The sequence below is a fragment of the Streptomyces sp. NPDC051576 genome (assembly GCF_040681835.1).
In the GTDB taxonomy this organism is placed as follows: Bacteria; Actinomycetota; Actinomycetes; order Streptomycetales; family Streptomycetaceae; genus Streptomyces.
In genome coordinates this window covers 182,560-197,263 of the sequence record NZ_JBFAZO010000011.1, presented here as the reverse complement: position 1 = coordinate 197,263, position 14,704 = coordinate 182,560, and the positions used below count along the sequence as shown (strand labels likewise).

At 69.7% G+C, this 14,704-nt stretch carries 11 protein-coding genes; 6 read left to right on the top strand and 5 right to left on the bottom strand.

What is annotated here, in order from left to right; translation table 11 throughout:
- Positions 1–64: 64 nt before the first annotated feature.
- The gene (gene metH, locus AB0M63_RS32470) at positions 65–3,580 is read right to left on the bottom strand and encodes a methionine synthase (RefSeq protein ID WP_355906473.1); all 3,516 of its coding nucleotides are present in this window, start codon (positions 3,578–3,580) and stop codon (positions 65–67) included.
- Positions 3,581–3,899: 319 nt separating this feature from the next.
- Between metH and AB0M63_RS32465 the strand changes: the two genes are divergently transcribed.
- The 6 genes from AB0M63_RS32465 to AB0M63_RS32440 all read left to right on the top strand — a co-directional run bounded on the left by AB0M63_RS32465 (position 3,900) and on the right by AB0M63_RS32440 (position 11,146).
- A complete protein-coding gene (locus tag AB0M63_RS32465) occupies positions 3,900–4,673 on the top strand; it encodes an IclR family transcriptional regulator (protein ID WP_355906470.1) in 774 nt (257 codons plus the stop codon).
- Between the two features lie 379 nt (positions 4,674–5,052).
- A complete protein-coding gene (locus AB0M63_RS32460) occupies positions 5,053–5,832 on the top strand; it encodes an MIP/aquaporin family protein (protein WP_355906467.1) in 780 nt (259 codons plus the stop codon).
- A gap of 95 nt (positions 5,833–5,927) precedes the next feature.
- Complete coding sequence (glpK, locus tag AB0M63_RS32455; RefSeq protein WP_355906464.1) at positions 5,928–7,466, top strand: glycerol kinase GlpK; 1,539 nt, start codon at positions 5,928–5,930, stop codon at positions 7,464–7,466.
- A gap of 20 nt (positions 7,467–7,486) precedes the next feature.
- Entirely contained in the window at positions 7,487–9,103 is a 1,617-nt protein-coding gene (locus tag AB0M63_RS32450; RefSeq protein WP_355906461.1) for a glycerol-3-phosphate dehydrogenase/oxidase, read from the top strand.
- 156 nt (positions 9,104–9,259) lie between these two features.
- Complete coding sequence (locus AB0M63_RS32445; protein ID WP_355906458.1) at positions 9,260–9,931, top strand: FadR/GntR family transcriptional regulator; 672 nt, start codon at positions 9,260–9,262, stop codon at positions 9,929–9,931.
- Between the two features lie 198 nt (positions 9,932–10,129).
- The gene (locus AB0M63_RS32440) at positions 10,130–11,146 is read left to right on the top strand and encodes a PAC2 family protein (protein WP_366021895.1); all 1,017 of its coding nucleotides are present in this window, start codon (positions 10,130–10,132) and stop codon (positions 11,144–11,146) included.
- Between the two features lie 63 nt (positions 11,147–11,209).
- On the opposite strand, the gene mshC is transcribed toward AB0M63_RS32440, so the two are convergent.
- From mshC to AB0M63_RS32420, 4 genes are all read right to left on the bottom strand, one after another.
- Positions 11,210–12,439, bottom strand: a complete 1,230-nt coding sequence (mshC, locus tag AB0M63_RS32435) for a cysteine--1-D-myo-inosityl 2-amino-2-deoxy-alpha-D-glucopyranoside ligase (RefSeq protein ID WP_355906452.1) — start codon at positions 12,437–12,439, stop codon at positions 11,210–11,212.
- 104 nt (positions 12,440–12,543) lie between these two features.
- A complete protein-coding gene (locus AB0M63_RS32430; RefSeq protein ID WP_355906449.1) occupies positions 12,544–13,365 on the bottom strand; it encodes an SCO1664 family protein in 822 nt (273 codons plus the stop codon).
- Entirely contained in the window at positions 13,329–13,919 is a 591-nt protein-coding gene (locus AB0M63_RS32425; RefSeq protein WP_355906446.1) for a DUF3090 domain-containing protein, read from the bottom strand. Before AB0M63_RS32425 ends, AB0M63_RS32430 begins: the two co-directional genes overlap by 37 nt.
- Positions 13,920–13,994: 75 nt before the next feature.
- Positions 13,995–14,681 (bottom strand): histidine phosphatase family protein, encoded by a 687-nt coding sequence (locus AB0M63_RS32420; protein ID WP_355906443.1) that lies wholly within the window; start codon positions 14,679–14,681, stop codon positions 13,995–13,997.
- Between the last annotated feature and the right edge of the window lie 23 nt (positions 14,682–14,704).

Here is a 14,704-nt window from a genome sequence, read left to right as displayed (position 1 = left end):
TGCGGTGGACCGACCAGTGTACGACTTATCCGATCAGTGTGCTCGTCCGTTCAGCTGTGGCCGTTCAGCGCGCGTTGAAGTACTTCGCCTCCGGGTGGTGGATGACGATCGCGTCCGTGGACTGCTCCGGGTGCAGCTGGAACTCCTCCGACAGGTGGACGCCGATGCGCTCCGGCTCCAGCAGGTCGGCGATCTTGGCGCGGTCCTCCAGGTCGGGGCAGGCGCCGTAGCCGAGGGAGAAGCGGGCGCCCCGGTACTTGAGGGCGAACATGTCCTCGACGTCGGCCGGGTCCTCCCCCGCGAAGCCCAGTTCGGAACGCACGCGCGCGTGCCAGTACTCGGCGAGCGCCTCGGCCAACTGGACGGACAGGCCGTGCAGTTCGAGGTAGTCGCGGTAGGAGTTCGACTCGAAGAGCTTCGCGGTCTCCTCGCCGATGCGGTTGCCGACGGTGACGATCTGGAAGCCGACGACGTCGGTCTCGCCGGACTCCTCGGGGCGGAAGAAGTCGGCCAGGCAGAGACGGCGGCCGCGGCGCTGGCGCGGGAAGGTGAAGCGGGTGCGTTCGTTGCCCTGGTCGTCGAGGACGATCAGGTCGTCGTCCTTGGACACGCAGGGGAAGTAGCCGTAGACGACGGCCGCTTCGAGGAGGTTGTCGGTCTGGAGCTTGTCCAGCAGTCCGCGCAGCCGGGGCCGGCCCTCGGTCTCGACCAGTTCCTCGTACGTCGGTCCGTCGCCGGTGCGGGCCTGCTTGAGGCCCCACTGGCCCTTGAAGAGGGCGCCCTCGTCGAGCCAGGACGCGTACTCCTTGAGCTGGATGCCCTTGATGACCCGGGTGCCGCTGAACGGCGGGGTGGGGATCGGGTTGTCGACCGCCACGTCGGAGCGGACGTGACCCTCCTCCGGGCGCTCCTCGACCTCGGCGGGGGCGCTCGCCCGCACCCTGCGCTGCTTGAGTTCGGGGAGCTTCGCGCCGGGCACACCGCGCTTGACGCCGATGAGGGCATCCATCAGGCGCAGTCCCTCGAACGCGTCGCGGGCGTAGCGGACTTCGCCCTCGTAGATCTCGTGCAGGTCCTGTTCGACGTACGCCCGCGTCAGCGCGGCGCCGCCGAGGATGACCGGGTAGTCGGCGGCCAGCTTGCGCTGGTTCAGCTCCTCCAGGTTCTCCTTCATGATCACCGTGGACTTGACCAGGAGGCCGGACATGCCGATGACGTCGGCGCGGTGCTCCTGGGCGGCTTCCAGGATCGCGGAGACGGGCTGCTTGATGCCGAGGTTGACGACGTTGTAGCCGTTGTTGGACAGGATGATGTCGACGAGGTTCTTGCCGATGTCGTGGACGTCGCCGCGCACGGTGGCGAGCACGATGGTGCCCTTGCCCTCGGCGTCCGACTTCTCCATGTGCGGTTCGAGATAGGCGACCGCGGTCTTCATGACCTCGGCGGACTGGAGCACGAACGGCAACTGCATCTGACCGGAGCCGAACAGCTCGCCGACGACCTTCATGCCGTCCAGGAGCGTCTCGTTGACGATGTCGAGGGCGGGGCGGGTCTGCAGCGCCTCGGCGAGGTCGTTCTCCAGGCCGTTCTTCTCGCCGTCGATGATCCGGCGCTTGAGCCGCTCGTCCAGCGGGAGGGCGGCCAGCTCCTCGGCGCGGCCCGCCGTCCGGGACTTGGTGGTGGCGCCCTCGAAGAGGGCCATCAGCTTCTGCAGCGGGTCGTAGCCCTCGCGGCGGCGGTCGTAGATGAGGTCGAGGGCGGTGGTGACCTCCTCCTCGCTGAACCTGGCGATCGGGAGGATCTTCGAGGCGTGCACGATCGCCGAGTCGAGGCCCGCCTTGACGCATTCGTCGAGGAAGACGGAGTTGAGCAGCACGCGGGCGGCCGGGTTCAGGCCGAAGGAGATGTTGGACAGACCCAGGGTGGTCTGGACGTCGGGGTGGCTGCTCTTGAGCCGGCGGATCGCCTCGATGGTGGCGAGGCCGTCGCCGCGGGACTCCTCCTGGCCGGTGCAGATGGTGAAGGTCAGGGTGTCGATGAGGATGTCCGACTCGTGGATGCCCCAGTTCGTCGTCAGGTCCTCGATCAGCCGCTCGGCGATGGCGACCTTGTGCTCCGGGGTGCGGGCCTGGCCCTCTTCGTCGATGGTCAGCGCGATGAGCGCGGCGCCGTGTTCCTGGGCGAGCCGGGTGACCTTCGCGAAGCGGGAGTCGGGGCCGTCGCCGTCCTCGTAATTGACGGAGTTGATGACCGCTCGACCGCCGAGCTTCTCCAACCCGGCCCGGATCACCGGGACTTCGGTGGAGTCGAGCACGATGGGCAGGGTGGATGCGGTGGCGAAGCGGCCGGCCAGTTCCTCCATGTCGGCGACGCCGTCGCGGCCCACGTAGTCCACGCAGAGGTCCAGCATGTGGGCGCCTTCGCGGATCTGGTCGCGGGCCATCTCCACACAGTCGTCCCAGCGAGCCTCCAGCATGGCCTCGCGGAACTTCTTCGAACCGTTGGCGTTGGTGCGCTCGCCGATCGCCATGTAGGCGGTGTCCTGGCGGAACGGGACCGTCTGGTAGAGGGAGGCGGCGCCGGGTTCGGGCTGGGGGTCGCGCTCGACGGGGGTGGCCTCGCGGACCCGCTCGACGAGTTGGCGCAGGTGCTCGGGGGTGGTGCCGCAGCAGCCGCCGACCAGGTTCAGGCCGTAATCGCGGACGAAGTGCTCCTGCGCGTCCGCCAGGCCCTCGGGGTCGAGCGGGAAGTGGGCGCCGTCCTTGGTGAGGATGGGCAGGCCGGCGTTCGGCATGCAGAGCAGCGGAGTGCGGGAGTGGCGGGCGAGATAGCGCAGGTGCTCGCTCATCTCGGCCGGGCCGGTCGAGCAGTTCAGGCCGATCATGTCGATGCCGAGCGGCTCAAGGGCGGTGAGCGCGGCACCGATCTCGGAGCCGAGCAGCATGGTGCCGGTGGTCTCGAAGGCCATCGAGACCAGGAGCGGTACGTCGACGCCGGTCGCCTCCATGGCGCGGCGGGCGCCCAGGATCGACGACTTCGTCTGGAGGAGGTCCTGGGTGGTCTCCACGATCAGGGCGTCGGCGCCGCCGGCGAGGAGGCCCTCGGCGTTCGCCTGGAAGCCGTCGCGGAGGGTGGCGTAGCCGATGTGGCCGAGGGTGGGCAGCTTGGTGCCGGGGCCGATGGAGCCCAGCACCCAGCGCTGCCGGCCGTCGCGGGCACCCACCTCGTCGGCGGTCTCGCGGGCGATGCGGGCACCGGCCTCGGAGAGTTCGTAGACACGGTCGGCGATGTCGTACTCGGCCATCGCGGAGTGGTTGGCGCCGAACGTGTTCGTCTCGACGCAGTCGACGCCCGCCCCGAAGTACTCCTCGTGGACGGAGCGGACGATGTCGGGGCGGGTGATGTTCAGGATCTCGTTGCAGCCTTCGAGGTTCTCGAAGTCGTCGAGTGTGGGCTCCTGCGCCTGGAGCATGGTGCCCATGGCTCCGTCGGCGACCACCACACGGGTGGCTAGCGCCTCTCGGAGCGCGGACACACGGGTCCGGCTGTCGGCAGAAGGGGTCAGTGGCGACGAGGCCATGAAGGGGCTCCCTGGAGTGCGACGGCTGTCGGCTTTGCGGCTTCCCTGGGAACCTCTCACGGAACTCCCCGGGGAGCGTGCACGCCGCAAGAGTAACGGGGAGGGCGGAAGGATGCTCGACGCGTCCATGGGGCGGACTGGGGTGACGGGCGGATCAACCCCCGTCTAGGTTCTCGCGGCGGGTGACGTAACAGATATCGACACCGGTATTGACCGACCATTAGCGGGAGGTCGGCATGGACCGGTAGTGTTCGACATTGCCGAACGGCGGCAGCGACGTCGCGCGTCGACGGTCGAACGGGACGGAGGCAGTACGGCGATGGCACGGAACATCCAGTCGCTCGAACGGGCGGCCGCGATGCTGCGCCTGCTCGCGGGCGGCGAGCGACGGCTCGGCCTCTCGGACATCGCCTCGTCGCTCGACCTCGCCAAGGGCACGGCCCACGGCATCCTGCGCACCCTCCAGCACGAGGGCTTCGTCGAGCAGGACGAGGCCTCCGGGCGTTATCAGCTGGGCGCCGAACTGCTGCGCCTGGGCACCACCTATCTCGACGTGCACGAGCTGCGGGCCCGCGCCCTGGTGTGGACGGACGACCTGGCCCGCTCCAGCGGCGAGAGCGTGCACCTGGGCGTCCTGCATCTGCAGGGCGTCCTGATCGTGCACCACGTCTTCCGGCCCGACGACAGCCGGCAGGTCCTGGAGATCGGCGCCATGCAGCCGCTGCACTCCACTGCCCTGGGCAAGGTGCTGTCGGCCTACGACCCGGTCGCGCACAGCGAGGTCCTGGAGGCCGAGCGCAAGACCTTCACCGAACGCACGGTGTCCGAGCTGCAGGACTTCGAGCGCATCCTCGACGTCACACGCGCGCGTGGATACGCCGTCGACGTCGAGGAGACCTGGGAGGGCGTCGCGTCCATCGCCGCGCCCATCCACGACCGGCGGCGCATGCCGGTCGGCGCGGTCGGCATCACCGGCGCCGTGGAGCGGGTGTGCCGCTCCGAAGAGGAAGGCGCGGTGCGGCCCGAACTGATCGCCGCGGTACGGGACTGCGCCCGCGCGGTGTCGCGGGACCTCGGCGCCGGGCGGTTCTGACCCCGCCGGATTCACAGGTGAAAAGACCGGAACGCCCTGAGGGACGTTCCGGTCTTCGTCGTACTCTGGACGACAAAGTCGGCCAAAATGCCAAATCACCACACACAGTGTCCATCCGACTGCCGTGCGCGAAGACCGCAAGATCGACAGCCCACAGCAATCAATAACGATCGTGTTTTGGACAACAGCACTCTTGACGCACGCGTAACCCCGGAGCAAGACTCCCGTCCATCGGTCGGCATTGTCGAACACCTACCGGCAATACGCGCTAGAGTGTGGCAACGCCAAAGGCCGGCATCGCTCTCACCCCCGAGGGCGCACGAATCCCCGGCGGGACCCGGGGTTCGGCTTCCCTGGACGAAGGACAAAGGAGTCGCGGGTGTCCAGCTCCGACATCTTCATCGGCGAAACCATAGGTACCGCCGTTCTCATCCTGCTGGGCGGTGGCGTCTGCGCCGCCGTCACGCTGAAGGCCTCCAAGGCACGTAACGCCGGCTGGCTCGCCATCGCCTTCGGGTGGGGTTTCGCCGTCATGACGGCTGTGTACATCTCGGCACCGCTCTCCGGTGCCCACCTCAACCCGGCCGTGACGCTCGCACTCGCCATCAAGGACGGTGGCTGGGACAACGTCCCGATCTACTGGGCCGGGCAGCTGCTCGGCGCCATGATCGGCGCGACGCTGGTCTGGGTGGCCTACTACGGCCAGTTCCAGGCCCACCTCACGGACGAGGAGATCGTCGGCGAGCCGACGGCCAAGGCCGTGGTGGCCGAGGAGAAGGGCGCGGGCCCGGTCCTGGGCATCTTCTCCACCGGCCCCGAGGTCCGCAACGTGGTGCAGAACCTCGCCACGGAGATCATCGGCACCGTCGTCCTGATCCTCGCCATCCTGACGCAGGGTCTGAACGACAAGGGCAACGGCCTGGGCACCCTGGGCGCCCTGATCACCGCGTTCGTGGTCGTCTCCATCGGTCTGTCGCTCGGCGGCCCGACCGGCTACGCCATCAACCCGGCCCGTGACCTGGGCCCCCGGATCGTGCACGCGCTCCTGCCCCTGCCCAACAAGGGCGGTTCCGACTGGAGCTACGCCTGGATCCCGGTGGTCGGTCCACTGATCGGCGGCGCGATCGCTGCGGGTATCTACAACCTCGCCTTTGCTTAGAACCGGATGCGATCCGGAACTCCGAGCACTGAAGCAGCAGTAGAACCAGTCCTCATGACCGTCCTCATGACCACGGAACCCCTCAGGAGCACACAGTGACCGACGCGCACACCGCCGGACCGTTCATCGCCGCGATCGACCAGGGCACGACCTCCAGCCGCTGCATCGTCTTCGACCGGGACGGCCGTATCGTCTCCGTCGACCAGAAGGAGCACGAGCAGATCTTCCCGAAGCCGGGCTGGGTCGAGCACAACGCCACCGAGATCTGGACCAACGTCCAGGAGGTCGTCGCCTCCGCCATCGAGAAGGCCGGCATCACCCGCGACGACATCAAGGCCATCGGCATCACCAACCAGCGCGAGACCACGCTGCTGTGGGACAAGAACACCGGTGAGCCCGTCCACAACGCCATCGTCTGGCAGGACACCCGCACCGACGCGCTCTGCAAGGAGCTGGGCCGCAACGTCGGCCAGGACCGCTTCCGCCGCGAGACCGGCCTGCCGCTGGCGAGCTACTTCGCCGGCCCCAAGGCCCGCTGGCTGCTGGACAACGTCGAGGGACTGCGTGAGCGCGCCGAGGCGGGCGACATCCTCTTCGGCACCATGGACACCTGGGTCATCTGGAACCTGACGGGCGGTGTCAACGGCGGCAAGCACTACACCGACGTCACCAACGCCTCCCGCACCATGCTGATGAACCTGCACACCCTGGAGTGGGACGACAAGATCGCCGAGTCCATCGGCGTCCCGCTGAACATGCTCCCGGAGATCCGCTCCTCCGCCGAGGTCTACGGCGAGGTCACCGGCGGGCGCCTCGGCGATCTGCTCGGCGGCATCCCGGTCGCCTCCGCGCTCGGCGACCAGCAGGCCGCCCTGTTCGGCCAGACCTGTTTCGCCGAGGGCGAGGCCAAGTCGACGTACGGCACCGGCACCTTCATGCTGATGAACACCGGCGAGAAGATCATCAACTCGTACTCCGGACTGCTGACCACCGTCGGCTACCGCATCGGCGACGAGGCCCCGGTCTACGCCCTCGAAGGCTCCATCGCCGTCACCGGTTCGCTGGTGCAGTGGATGCGCGACCAGATGGGCCTGATCTCCACCGCGGCCGAGATCGAGACGCTCGCGCTCTCCGTCGAGGACAACGGCGGCGCCTACTTCGTACCCGCCTTCTCCGGTCTGTTCGCCCCGTACTGGCGCTCCGACGCCCGCGGTGTGATCGCCGGTCTGACCCGGTACGTCACCAAGGCGCACCTCGCGCGCGCCGTCCTGGAGGCCACCGCCTGGCAGACCCGTGAGATCACGGACGCCATGACGAAGGACTCCGGTGTCGAGCTGGCCGCGCTCAAGGTCGACGGCGGCATGACCTCCAACAACCTGCTGATGCAGACCCTCTCCGACTTCGTGGACGCCCCCGTGGTGCGCCCGATGGTCGCCGAGACCACCTGCCTCGGTGCCGCCTACGCCGCCGGTCTCGCCGTCGGCTTCTGGACCAGCACCGACGACCTGCGCGCCAACTGGCGCCGGGCCGCCGAGTGGACCCCCAACATGGCCGCGGAGAAGCGCGACCGTGAGTACAAGAGCTGGCTCAAGGCCGTGGAGCGGACCATGGGCTGGCTCGAAGACGAGAACTGACGAGGAGTAAGAACCCCACCATGACCAGTCAGTCCACCCTGCAGTCCGTACCTGCCCTCGGTACGCACCCGGCCTCCGGCTCGAACCCGAGCCGGGCCGAGACCCGGGAGCAGCTCTCCAAGGCGACGTACGACCTCCTCGTGATCGGCGGCGGCATCCTGGGCATCTCCACCGCCTGGCACGCCGCGCAGTCCGGGCTGCGGGTGGCCCTGGTCGACGCCGGCGACTTCGCCGGCGCCACCTCTTCCGCCTCCTCCAAGCTGCTCCACGGCGGTCTGCGCTATCTGCAGACCGGCGCGGTGAAGCTGGTGGCGGAGAACCACTTCGAGCGGCGTGCGGTCTCCCGCCAGGTGGCCCCCCACCTGGCGAACCCGCTCACGTTCTACCTCCCCGTGTACAAGGGCGGACCGCACGGCGCGGCGAAGCTCGGGGCGGGCGTCTTCGCCTACTCCGCGCTCTCCGCGTTCGGTGACGGCGTCGGCCACCTCCTGTCCCCCGCCAAGGCGGCGCAGGACGTGCCCGAGCTGCGCACCCAGAACCTCAAGGCCGTGGCCGTGTACGGCGACGACCAGATGAACGACGCCCGCATGGCGCTGATGACGGTCCGCGCGGCCGTCGAGGCGGGCGCGGTGGTCCTCAACCACGCCGAGGTCACCGGGCTGCGCTTCACCCAGGGCCGGGTGACCGGCGCGGAGCTGCGCGACACCACCTCGGGCGACGAGTTCGGGGTGAGCGCCCGGCTGGTGCTCAACGCGACCGGCCCGTGGGTCGACCACCTGCGGAAGATGGAGGACCCGAACGCGGCTCCCTCCATCCGCCTCTCCAAGGGCGCGCACCTGGTCCTGAAGCGGACCTCCCCCTGGAAGGCCGCGCTGGCGACCCCCATCGACAAGTACCGCATCACCTTCGCCCTCCCCTGGGAGGACATGCTGCTGCTCGGCACGACCGACGAGGAGTACGAGGGCGACCCGGCGGACGTCTCGGTCACCGAGCAGGACATATCCCAGATCCTGGACGAGGCCGCGTTCTCGGTCCGCGACCAGCAGCTCTCCCGTGACCTGATCACGTACTCCTTCGCCGGTCTGCGCGTGCTCCCGGGCGGCCCCGGCAGCACCGCGAAGGCCAAGCGCGAGACGGTGGTGACCGAGGGCAGGGGCGGCATGCTGTCCGTCGCGGGCGGCAAGTGGACCACCTTCCGGCACATCGGCCGCACTGTCATGCAGAAGCTGGAGGCCCTCCCGGGCCGCCCGCTCGGCGAGGACTTCGAGCCGATCTCCTCGCTGCCGAAGAAGCTGCCCCTGCCGGGTGTCGCCAACCCGCGCGCGGTCGCCCACCGCCTCCTGGTCGACAACCCGGCGCCGGGCCCGCGCATGGCGGCCGACACCGCCAAGCACCTGGCCACCCACTACGGCTCGCTGGCCTTCGACATCGCCCGCCTCGCCAACGAGAACCCGGAGTTGGGACAGCGCGTCCACCCCGACGCCCCCGAGATCTGGGCGCAGGTCGTCTACGCCCGCGACCACGAGTGGGCCGAGACCCAGGACGACGTCCTGCGCCGCCGCACCACCCTCACGATCCGCGGCCTGGCCACGGACGACGTCCGCGCGAAGGTCCAGGACCTGCTCGACAAGAAGTAGTCGCTACGACGTGACAGGGGCGGTTCCCGACCGGGAACCGCCCCTTCGTCGTGTCGCACGGCATACCTGAGCTGTGCGTTTCCGTTCCCGTTCAGCCCACTGAACCCCCATAATATGCCTGATACATCGGATGTCTGAGCAACAAGGAGGCCGGCCATGGCAGTCACCGATGAGGCGATCGAGAAAATCAAGGGAATGATCGTCTCCGGCGCGCTGCGTCCGGGGGACCGGCTGCCCAAGGAGAGCGAACTCGCCGCCGAACTCGGCCTGTCCCGCAACTCCCTGCGGGAGGCCGTACGAGCCCTGTCACTGATCCGCATCCTGGACGTCCGGCAGGGCGACGGCACGTACGTCACCAGTCTCGATCCGCAACTCCTGCTGGAGGCGCTGAGTTTCGTCGTGGACTTCCATCGCGACGACACGGTCCTGGAGTTCCTGGCCGTACGGCGGATGCTGGAGCCCGCGGCCACGGCGATGGCGGCGCTGCGGATCAGCGAGCAGCAACTGGACGCGCTCAGCTCGCAGTTGGACGCGCTGGGCGGCGCCCCCTCGGTGGAGGAACTGGTCGCCTGCGACCTGGAGTTCCACCGGGGCATCGTGCAGAGTTCCGGCAACTCCGTTCTGTGCTCGCTCCTCGACGGTCTGTCAGGACCCACCACGCGGGCCCGGATCTGGCGCGGCCTGACCCAGGAGGACGCGGTCAGCAGGACCCTGCACGAGCACCGGGCGATCCTGGGCGCGCTGCGCGACCGGGACGCGGAGGCCGCGCGGTCGTGGGCGACGGTGCACATCGCGAGCGTGGAGCAGTGGCTGCGTTCGACCCTCTGAACGAGCGGGGCCGCCCGCCGACCCATCGGAGGAGTATCCGGTCGGGACGGGCCCGCACAAGGTGGCGATCTTGTGTGTTCGACCGGCTCGGACGGGGCAGGCATGGGTTCACTCCCCCGTGCAAGGGGGCTGCGGGCGCCCCCGTCGGACGCCGTAAGGTTGGGGCGTACGCGAGGGCAAACCGGAAGGAGGCGCTGGGTGATCGAGCTGGAGGGGGTTCCCGAGCTGATCGACCCAGTGATGGTGGCCGCGTTCGAGGGCTGGAACGACGCCGGCGACGCCGCCTCCACCGCGGTCGCGCATCTGGACAAGGAGTGGAAGGGCGAGGTGTTCGCGGCCCTCGACGCCGAGGACTACTACGACTTCCAGGTGAACCGGCCCACGGTGTGGATGGACGCCGGAGTGCGGAAGATCACCTGGCCCACGACCCGTCTCTCGGTGGTCCGGGTCGGCGGTGAGAAGCCGCGCGATCTCGTCCTCGTCCGAGGTATCGAACCATCGATGCGCTGGCGCTCGTTCTGCAATGAACTGCTGGGATTCGCGCACGAGTTGGGCGTGGAGCTGGTGGTGATCCTGGGCGCGCTGCTCGGTGACACCCCGCACACCCGTCCGGTGCCGATCAGCGGGACCACGTCCGACTCGGACCTGGCGCAGCGGATGGACCTGGAGGAGACGAAGTACGAGGGTCCCACCGGGATCGTCGGCATCCTCCAGGAGGCGTGCACGCACGCGGGCGTACCGGCCGTGTCGCTGTGGGCGGCGGTGCCACACTACGTGTCGCAGCCGCCCAACCCGAAGGCCACCCTGGCGCTGCTGAACCGCCTGGAGGACCTGATCGACGTACGCATCCCGCTGGGCGAGCTGCCCGAGGACGCGCGCGCCTGGCAGGTCGGCGTGGACCAACTGGCCGCCGAGGACAGTGAAGTGGCCGAATACGTGCAGACGCTGGAGGAGGCCCGCGACACCGCGGAGCTGCCGGAGGCGTCGGGCGAGGCGATCGCCCGCGAGTTCGAGCGTTATCTGCGCAGACGGGACGGCGGCGGCAGCCCGCAGCCCGGCGGGCATGCCACGGCGGACGGCAGCGACAGCGCGTCGTATCTGCGCGACAACCCCGGCGGCGGCCGTACGAAGCCGACGCGGCCCACGAAGCCGGAGGCGGAGCCCGAGACCGAGACCGGGCCCGAGGCCGACGACGAGGACTCCGCCGAGGAGTGATCCGCGGAAGACGTGAGAGAAGGCGGTGCGCGAGGTGCGCACCGCCTTCTTCATGACCGCTTGCTAGAGGGCCACGCCCAACAGGGCGTCCACCGCGCGGGACACGACGCCGGGGGCGCCTTCGTCGCTGCCGCCCCGGTCGCGCTGGACGGCCGCCCAGCGGTCGACCGCGGCGAGCGCGGCAGGAGCGTCGAGGTCGTTCGCGAGTGCTTCGCGCATCTCCTCGACGAGCTTCGCGGCGGAGGGGCCGTCGGGCCTGGAGACGGCGGCGCGCCACCGCCCGAGCCGGGCGACCGCGTCCGCGAGCACGCCGTCGGTCCACTCCCAGTCGGCGCGGTAGTGGTGGGCGAGCAGCGCCAGCCGGATCGCGGCCGGGTCGACGCCCTCGCGCCGGAGCGTGGAGACGAAGACCAGGTTGCCCTTGGACTTCGACATCTTCTCCCCGTCCAGGGCGACCATGCCGGCGTGGACGTACGCCTTGGCCATGGGGAACTCGCCGGTCAGCACCTGGGCGTGCGAGGCGCCCATCTCGTGGTGCGGGAAGGCGAGGTCGGAGCCGCCGCCCTGGACGTCGAAGCCCATGCCGAGGTGGTCCAGGGCGATGGCCACGCACTCGATGTGCCAGCCAGGGCGGCCCCGGCCGAGCGAGCCGCCGTCCCAGCTCGGTTCGCCCTCGCGGGCGGCGAGCCACAGCATCGGGTCGAGCGGGTTCTTCTTGCCGGGGCGGTCCGGGTCGCCGCCGCGCTCGGCGGACAGCAGCCGCATCGCGGCGGCGTCGAGGTTCGAGACCTTGCCGAAGTCGGGGTCGGACTCGACGGAGAAGTAGACGTCGCCTTCGAGTTCGTAGGCGGCGCCGAGGTCGCGCAGCCGCTCCACCAGCGGCACGATGCCCGGTATGGCCTCGACCGCGCCTATGTAGTGCTTCGGCGGCAGCATCCGCAGGGCGGTCATGTCCTCGCGGAAGAGGGTCGTCTCCTGTTCGGCGAGGGCGACCCAGTCGACGCCGTCGCGCTGGGCGCGCTCCAGGAGCGGGTCGTCGACGTCCGTGACGTTCTGGACGTAGTGCACCTGCCGCTTGGTGTCGAGCCACACGCGCTGTACGAGGTCGAACGCGTTGTAGGTCGCCGCGTGTCCCAAGTGGGTGGCGTCGTACGGCGTGATGCCGCAGACATAGATTCGGGCGACGGGACCGGGGTCGAGGGTGACCGGACCGCCGGTCGCGGTGTCGTGGATCCTCAGGTCGCGGCCCTGACCAGGCAGGGCGGGGACCTCGGAAGCGGGCCAGGCATGCATGTACATGAGCGTAACCGGACCCGAGTTCGGTATACGAACCGGACGGCCGACAAGGCGCTCTTGATCTCGGCCCCGCGATGTGCTCCGGAACGCGCTGGTGAGCGCTATACCGGCGGCCAGGGGATGGCAGGCCACTCGCCGCTCGGTTCCGGGTGCTTCCCCGTGGTGAGCAGGGCGTCGACACGCGCGCGTGTGGCGTCGAGTTCGGCGGCGGTGATCAGTTCGGCCAGTCGGGTCCCCAGCGCCCCGTCCAGGGCCGCACGCAGCCCCGTGAGGGCCTCGACGGCCTCCGCGGTGAGCGGCTCCCCCGCCCAGCCCCACAGGAGGGTGCGCAGCTTGTTCTCGGCGTTGAAGGTCACACCGTGGTCGATGCCGTAGAGGCGGCCCTCGTCGGCGGGCAGCAGATGGCCGCCCTTGCGGTCGGCGTTGTTGATGACGGCGTCGAGGACGGCGAGTCTGCGCAGCCGCTCGTCGTCGGCGTGCACCAGGAGGGCGGTTTTGCCCTCACCGACCTCGGCGAACCCGATGGCCTTCCATCCGGCCTCGGGCTCCTCCGCGTCGACCAGGGCGAGCAGTTCGGACCCGTCCTTGTCGGTCGCCGCCTCGATCCAGAGCTGGCACATGCCCTCGCCGTACGGTCCGTCGCGCAGCACGGTGGTCGGCACGAGGCCCCAGCCGGTCGCCTCGGAGACCTCGTAGGCGGCGACCTCGCGCTGGGCGAGGTTGCCGTCCGGGAAGTCCCACAGGGGCCGCTCCCCGGCAATTGGCTTGTAGACACAGGACGCCTCGCGGCCCTCGTGCGTCACGGAGCAGTACAGCACCGCGTTCGAGGCTTCGCGGATGCGTCCGCGCACCTTCAGCTCACCCTTGGCAAGCAGCTCGGCGGTGGTCACGCTCCGCGGCGGTATCCGTTCTGGCGCGGACATACGTGTCCTTCCGGGTCGAGCGGGAGGCTGCACAACGGGCAGGGCGGCCGACCGGCGTTGACGACGTCCAGGGCGCGCTTGGCGAAGGCTCGGGCCTGGGCTCCGGTGAGCCGGACCCGCAGCATCGGGGGTCCGTTCTCCTCGTCCTGGAGCAGCCGTTCCTCGGCCTCGGCGAGGTCCTCCTCGGACTCCGCGTCGAGTTCCACGAGGGCCTGCGCCTCGACGATCATGCGCTGTTCCTCGCCGTCCCAGGCGAGCGCCATGGTCCCGACGCGGAACTCCTCCTCGACGGGCGTCTCCAGGGGACGGGTGTCGGAGATCTCGGTGGGGGTGACGGCCGGGACGGCCGCGTTGCCGCCACTGCGCCGTACGACCTCGTCCAGAAGCTCGTCCATGCGCTCGGCGAGCGCGGCGACCTGCGTCTTCTCCAGGGCCACGCTGGTCACCCGAGGGCCGGCGGCGGCCTGGAGGAAGAACGTACGGCGCCCGGGCAGTCCTACCGTGCCGGCTACGAAGCGGTCCGGCGGGTCATAGAGGAACACCTGACGGGACACGTCCTGTCTCCATTGGAATCGACTGCTGACAAGTGCGGCGCTACTGCGACCGCTTCACCCTACTGCGGCCGACGATCACGGTGCGCCCGCGCCGCCCCCGACCGGGGCGTCGTCGCCCGGGGGCTCCTCGCGCGGCGCAAGGGACGCGAGATCTCCGGTGTCCCCGAGCCGTACGAGAAATGGCCTGAGACGGGTGTAACGGATCGCGGTGATGGAACACGGTTCTACGGAGATCCGCTGGAAGAGGTCGAGATGAAGTCCGAGTGCGTCGGCCACGAGCGACTTGATGATGTCGCCGTGCGAGCACATGAGATAGACCGCGTCGGCGCCGTGATCGCGCTCCACGCGCGCGTTCCACTCGCGTACGGCCTCGGCCGCGCGGGTCTGCATCGCCCGCATCGACTCGCCGCCGGGGAACGCGGCGGCCGAGGGGTGTGCCTGGACGACCTCCATCAGGGGCTCGTCCTTGAGCTCGGCGAGCTTGCGGCCGGACCAGTCGCCGTAGTGGGCCTCCCCGATCCGCTCGTCGGTGTGGACTCGCAGGTCGGGGCGGGCGTCGAGGAGGGGCTGGAGGGTCTCCTGGCAGCGTTGCAGCGGGCTGGCGACCACCTCGGCGATCGGCAGCGCGGCGAGCCGTCCGGGGAGCGCGGCAGCCTGGGCGTTGCCCCGCTCGTCGAGGGCGACGCCGGGCGTCCAGCCGGCGAGCACTCCCCCGGTGTTCGCGGTCGAACGTCCGTGCCGGACAAGGATCAACGTGGGCATGCCGCCAAGGGTAGGCGCACGCC

What these genes read in the sequence shown, in the direction of transcription:
- metH (WP_355906473.1), bottom strand. Translation starts at nt 3,580, where the DNA reads ATGGCCTCGTCGCCACTGACCCCTTCTGCCGACAGCCGGACCCGTGTG.
- AB0M63_RS32465 (WP_355906470.1), top strand. Translation starts at nt 3,900, where the DNA reads ATGGCACGGAACATCCAGTCGCTCGAACGGGCGGCCGCGATGCTGCGC.
- AB0M63_RS32450 (WP_355906461.1), top strand. Translation starts at nt 7,487, where the DNA reads ATGACCAGTCAGTCCACCCTGCAGTCCGTACCTGCCCTCGGTACGCAC.
- AB0M63_RS32445 (WP_355906458.1), top strand. Translation starts at nt 9,260, where the DNA reads ATGGCAGTCACCGATGAGGCGATCGAGAAAATCAAGGGAATGATCGTC.
- mshC (WP_355906452.1), bottom strand. Translation starts at nt 12,439, where the DNA reads ATGCATGCCTGGCCCGCTTCCGAGGTCCCCGCCCTGCCTGGTCAGGGC.
- AB0M63_RS32430 (WP_355906449.1), bottom strand. Translation starts at nt 13,365, where the DNA reads ATGTCCGCGCCAGAACGGATACCGCCGCGGAGCGTGACCACCGCCGAG.
- AB0M63_RS32420 (WP_355906443.1), bottom strand. Translation starts at nt 14,681, where the DNA reads ATGCCCACGTTGATCCTTGTCCGGCACGGACGTTCGACCGCGAACACC.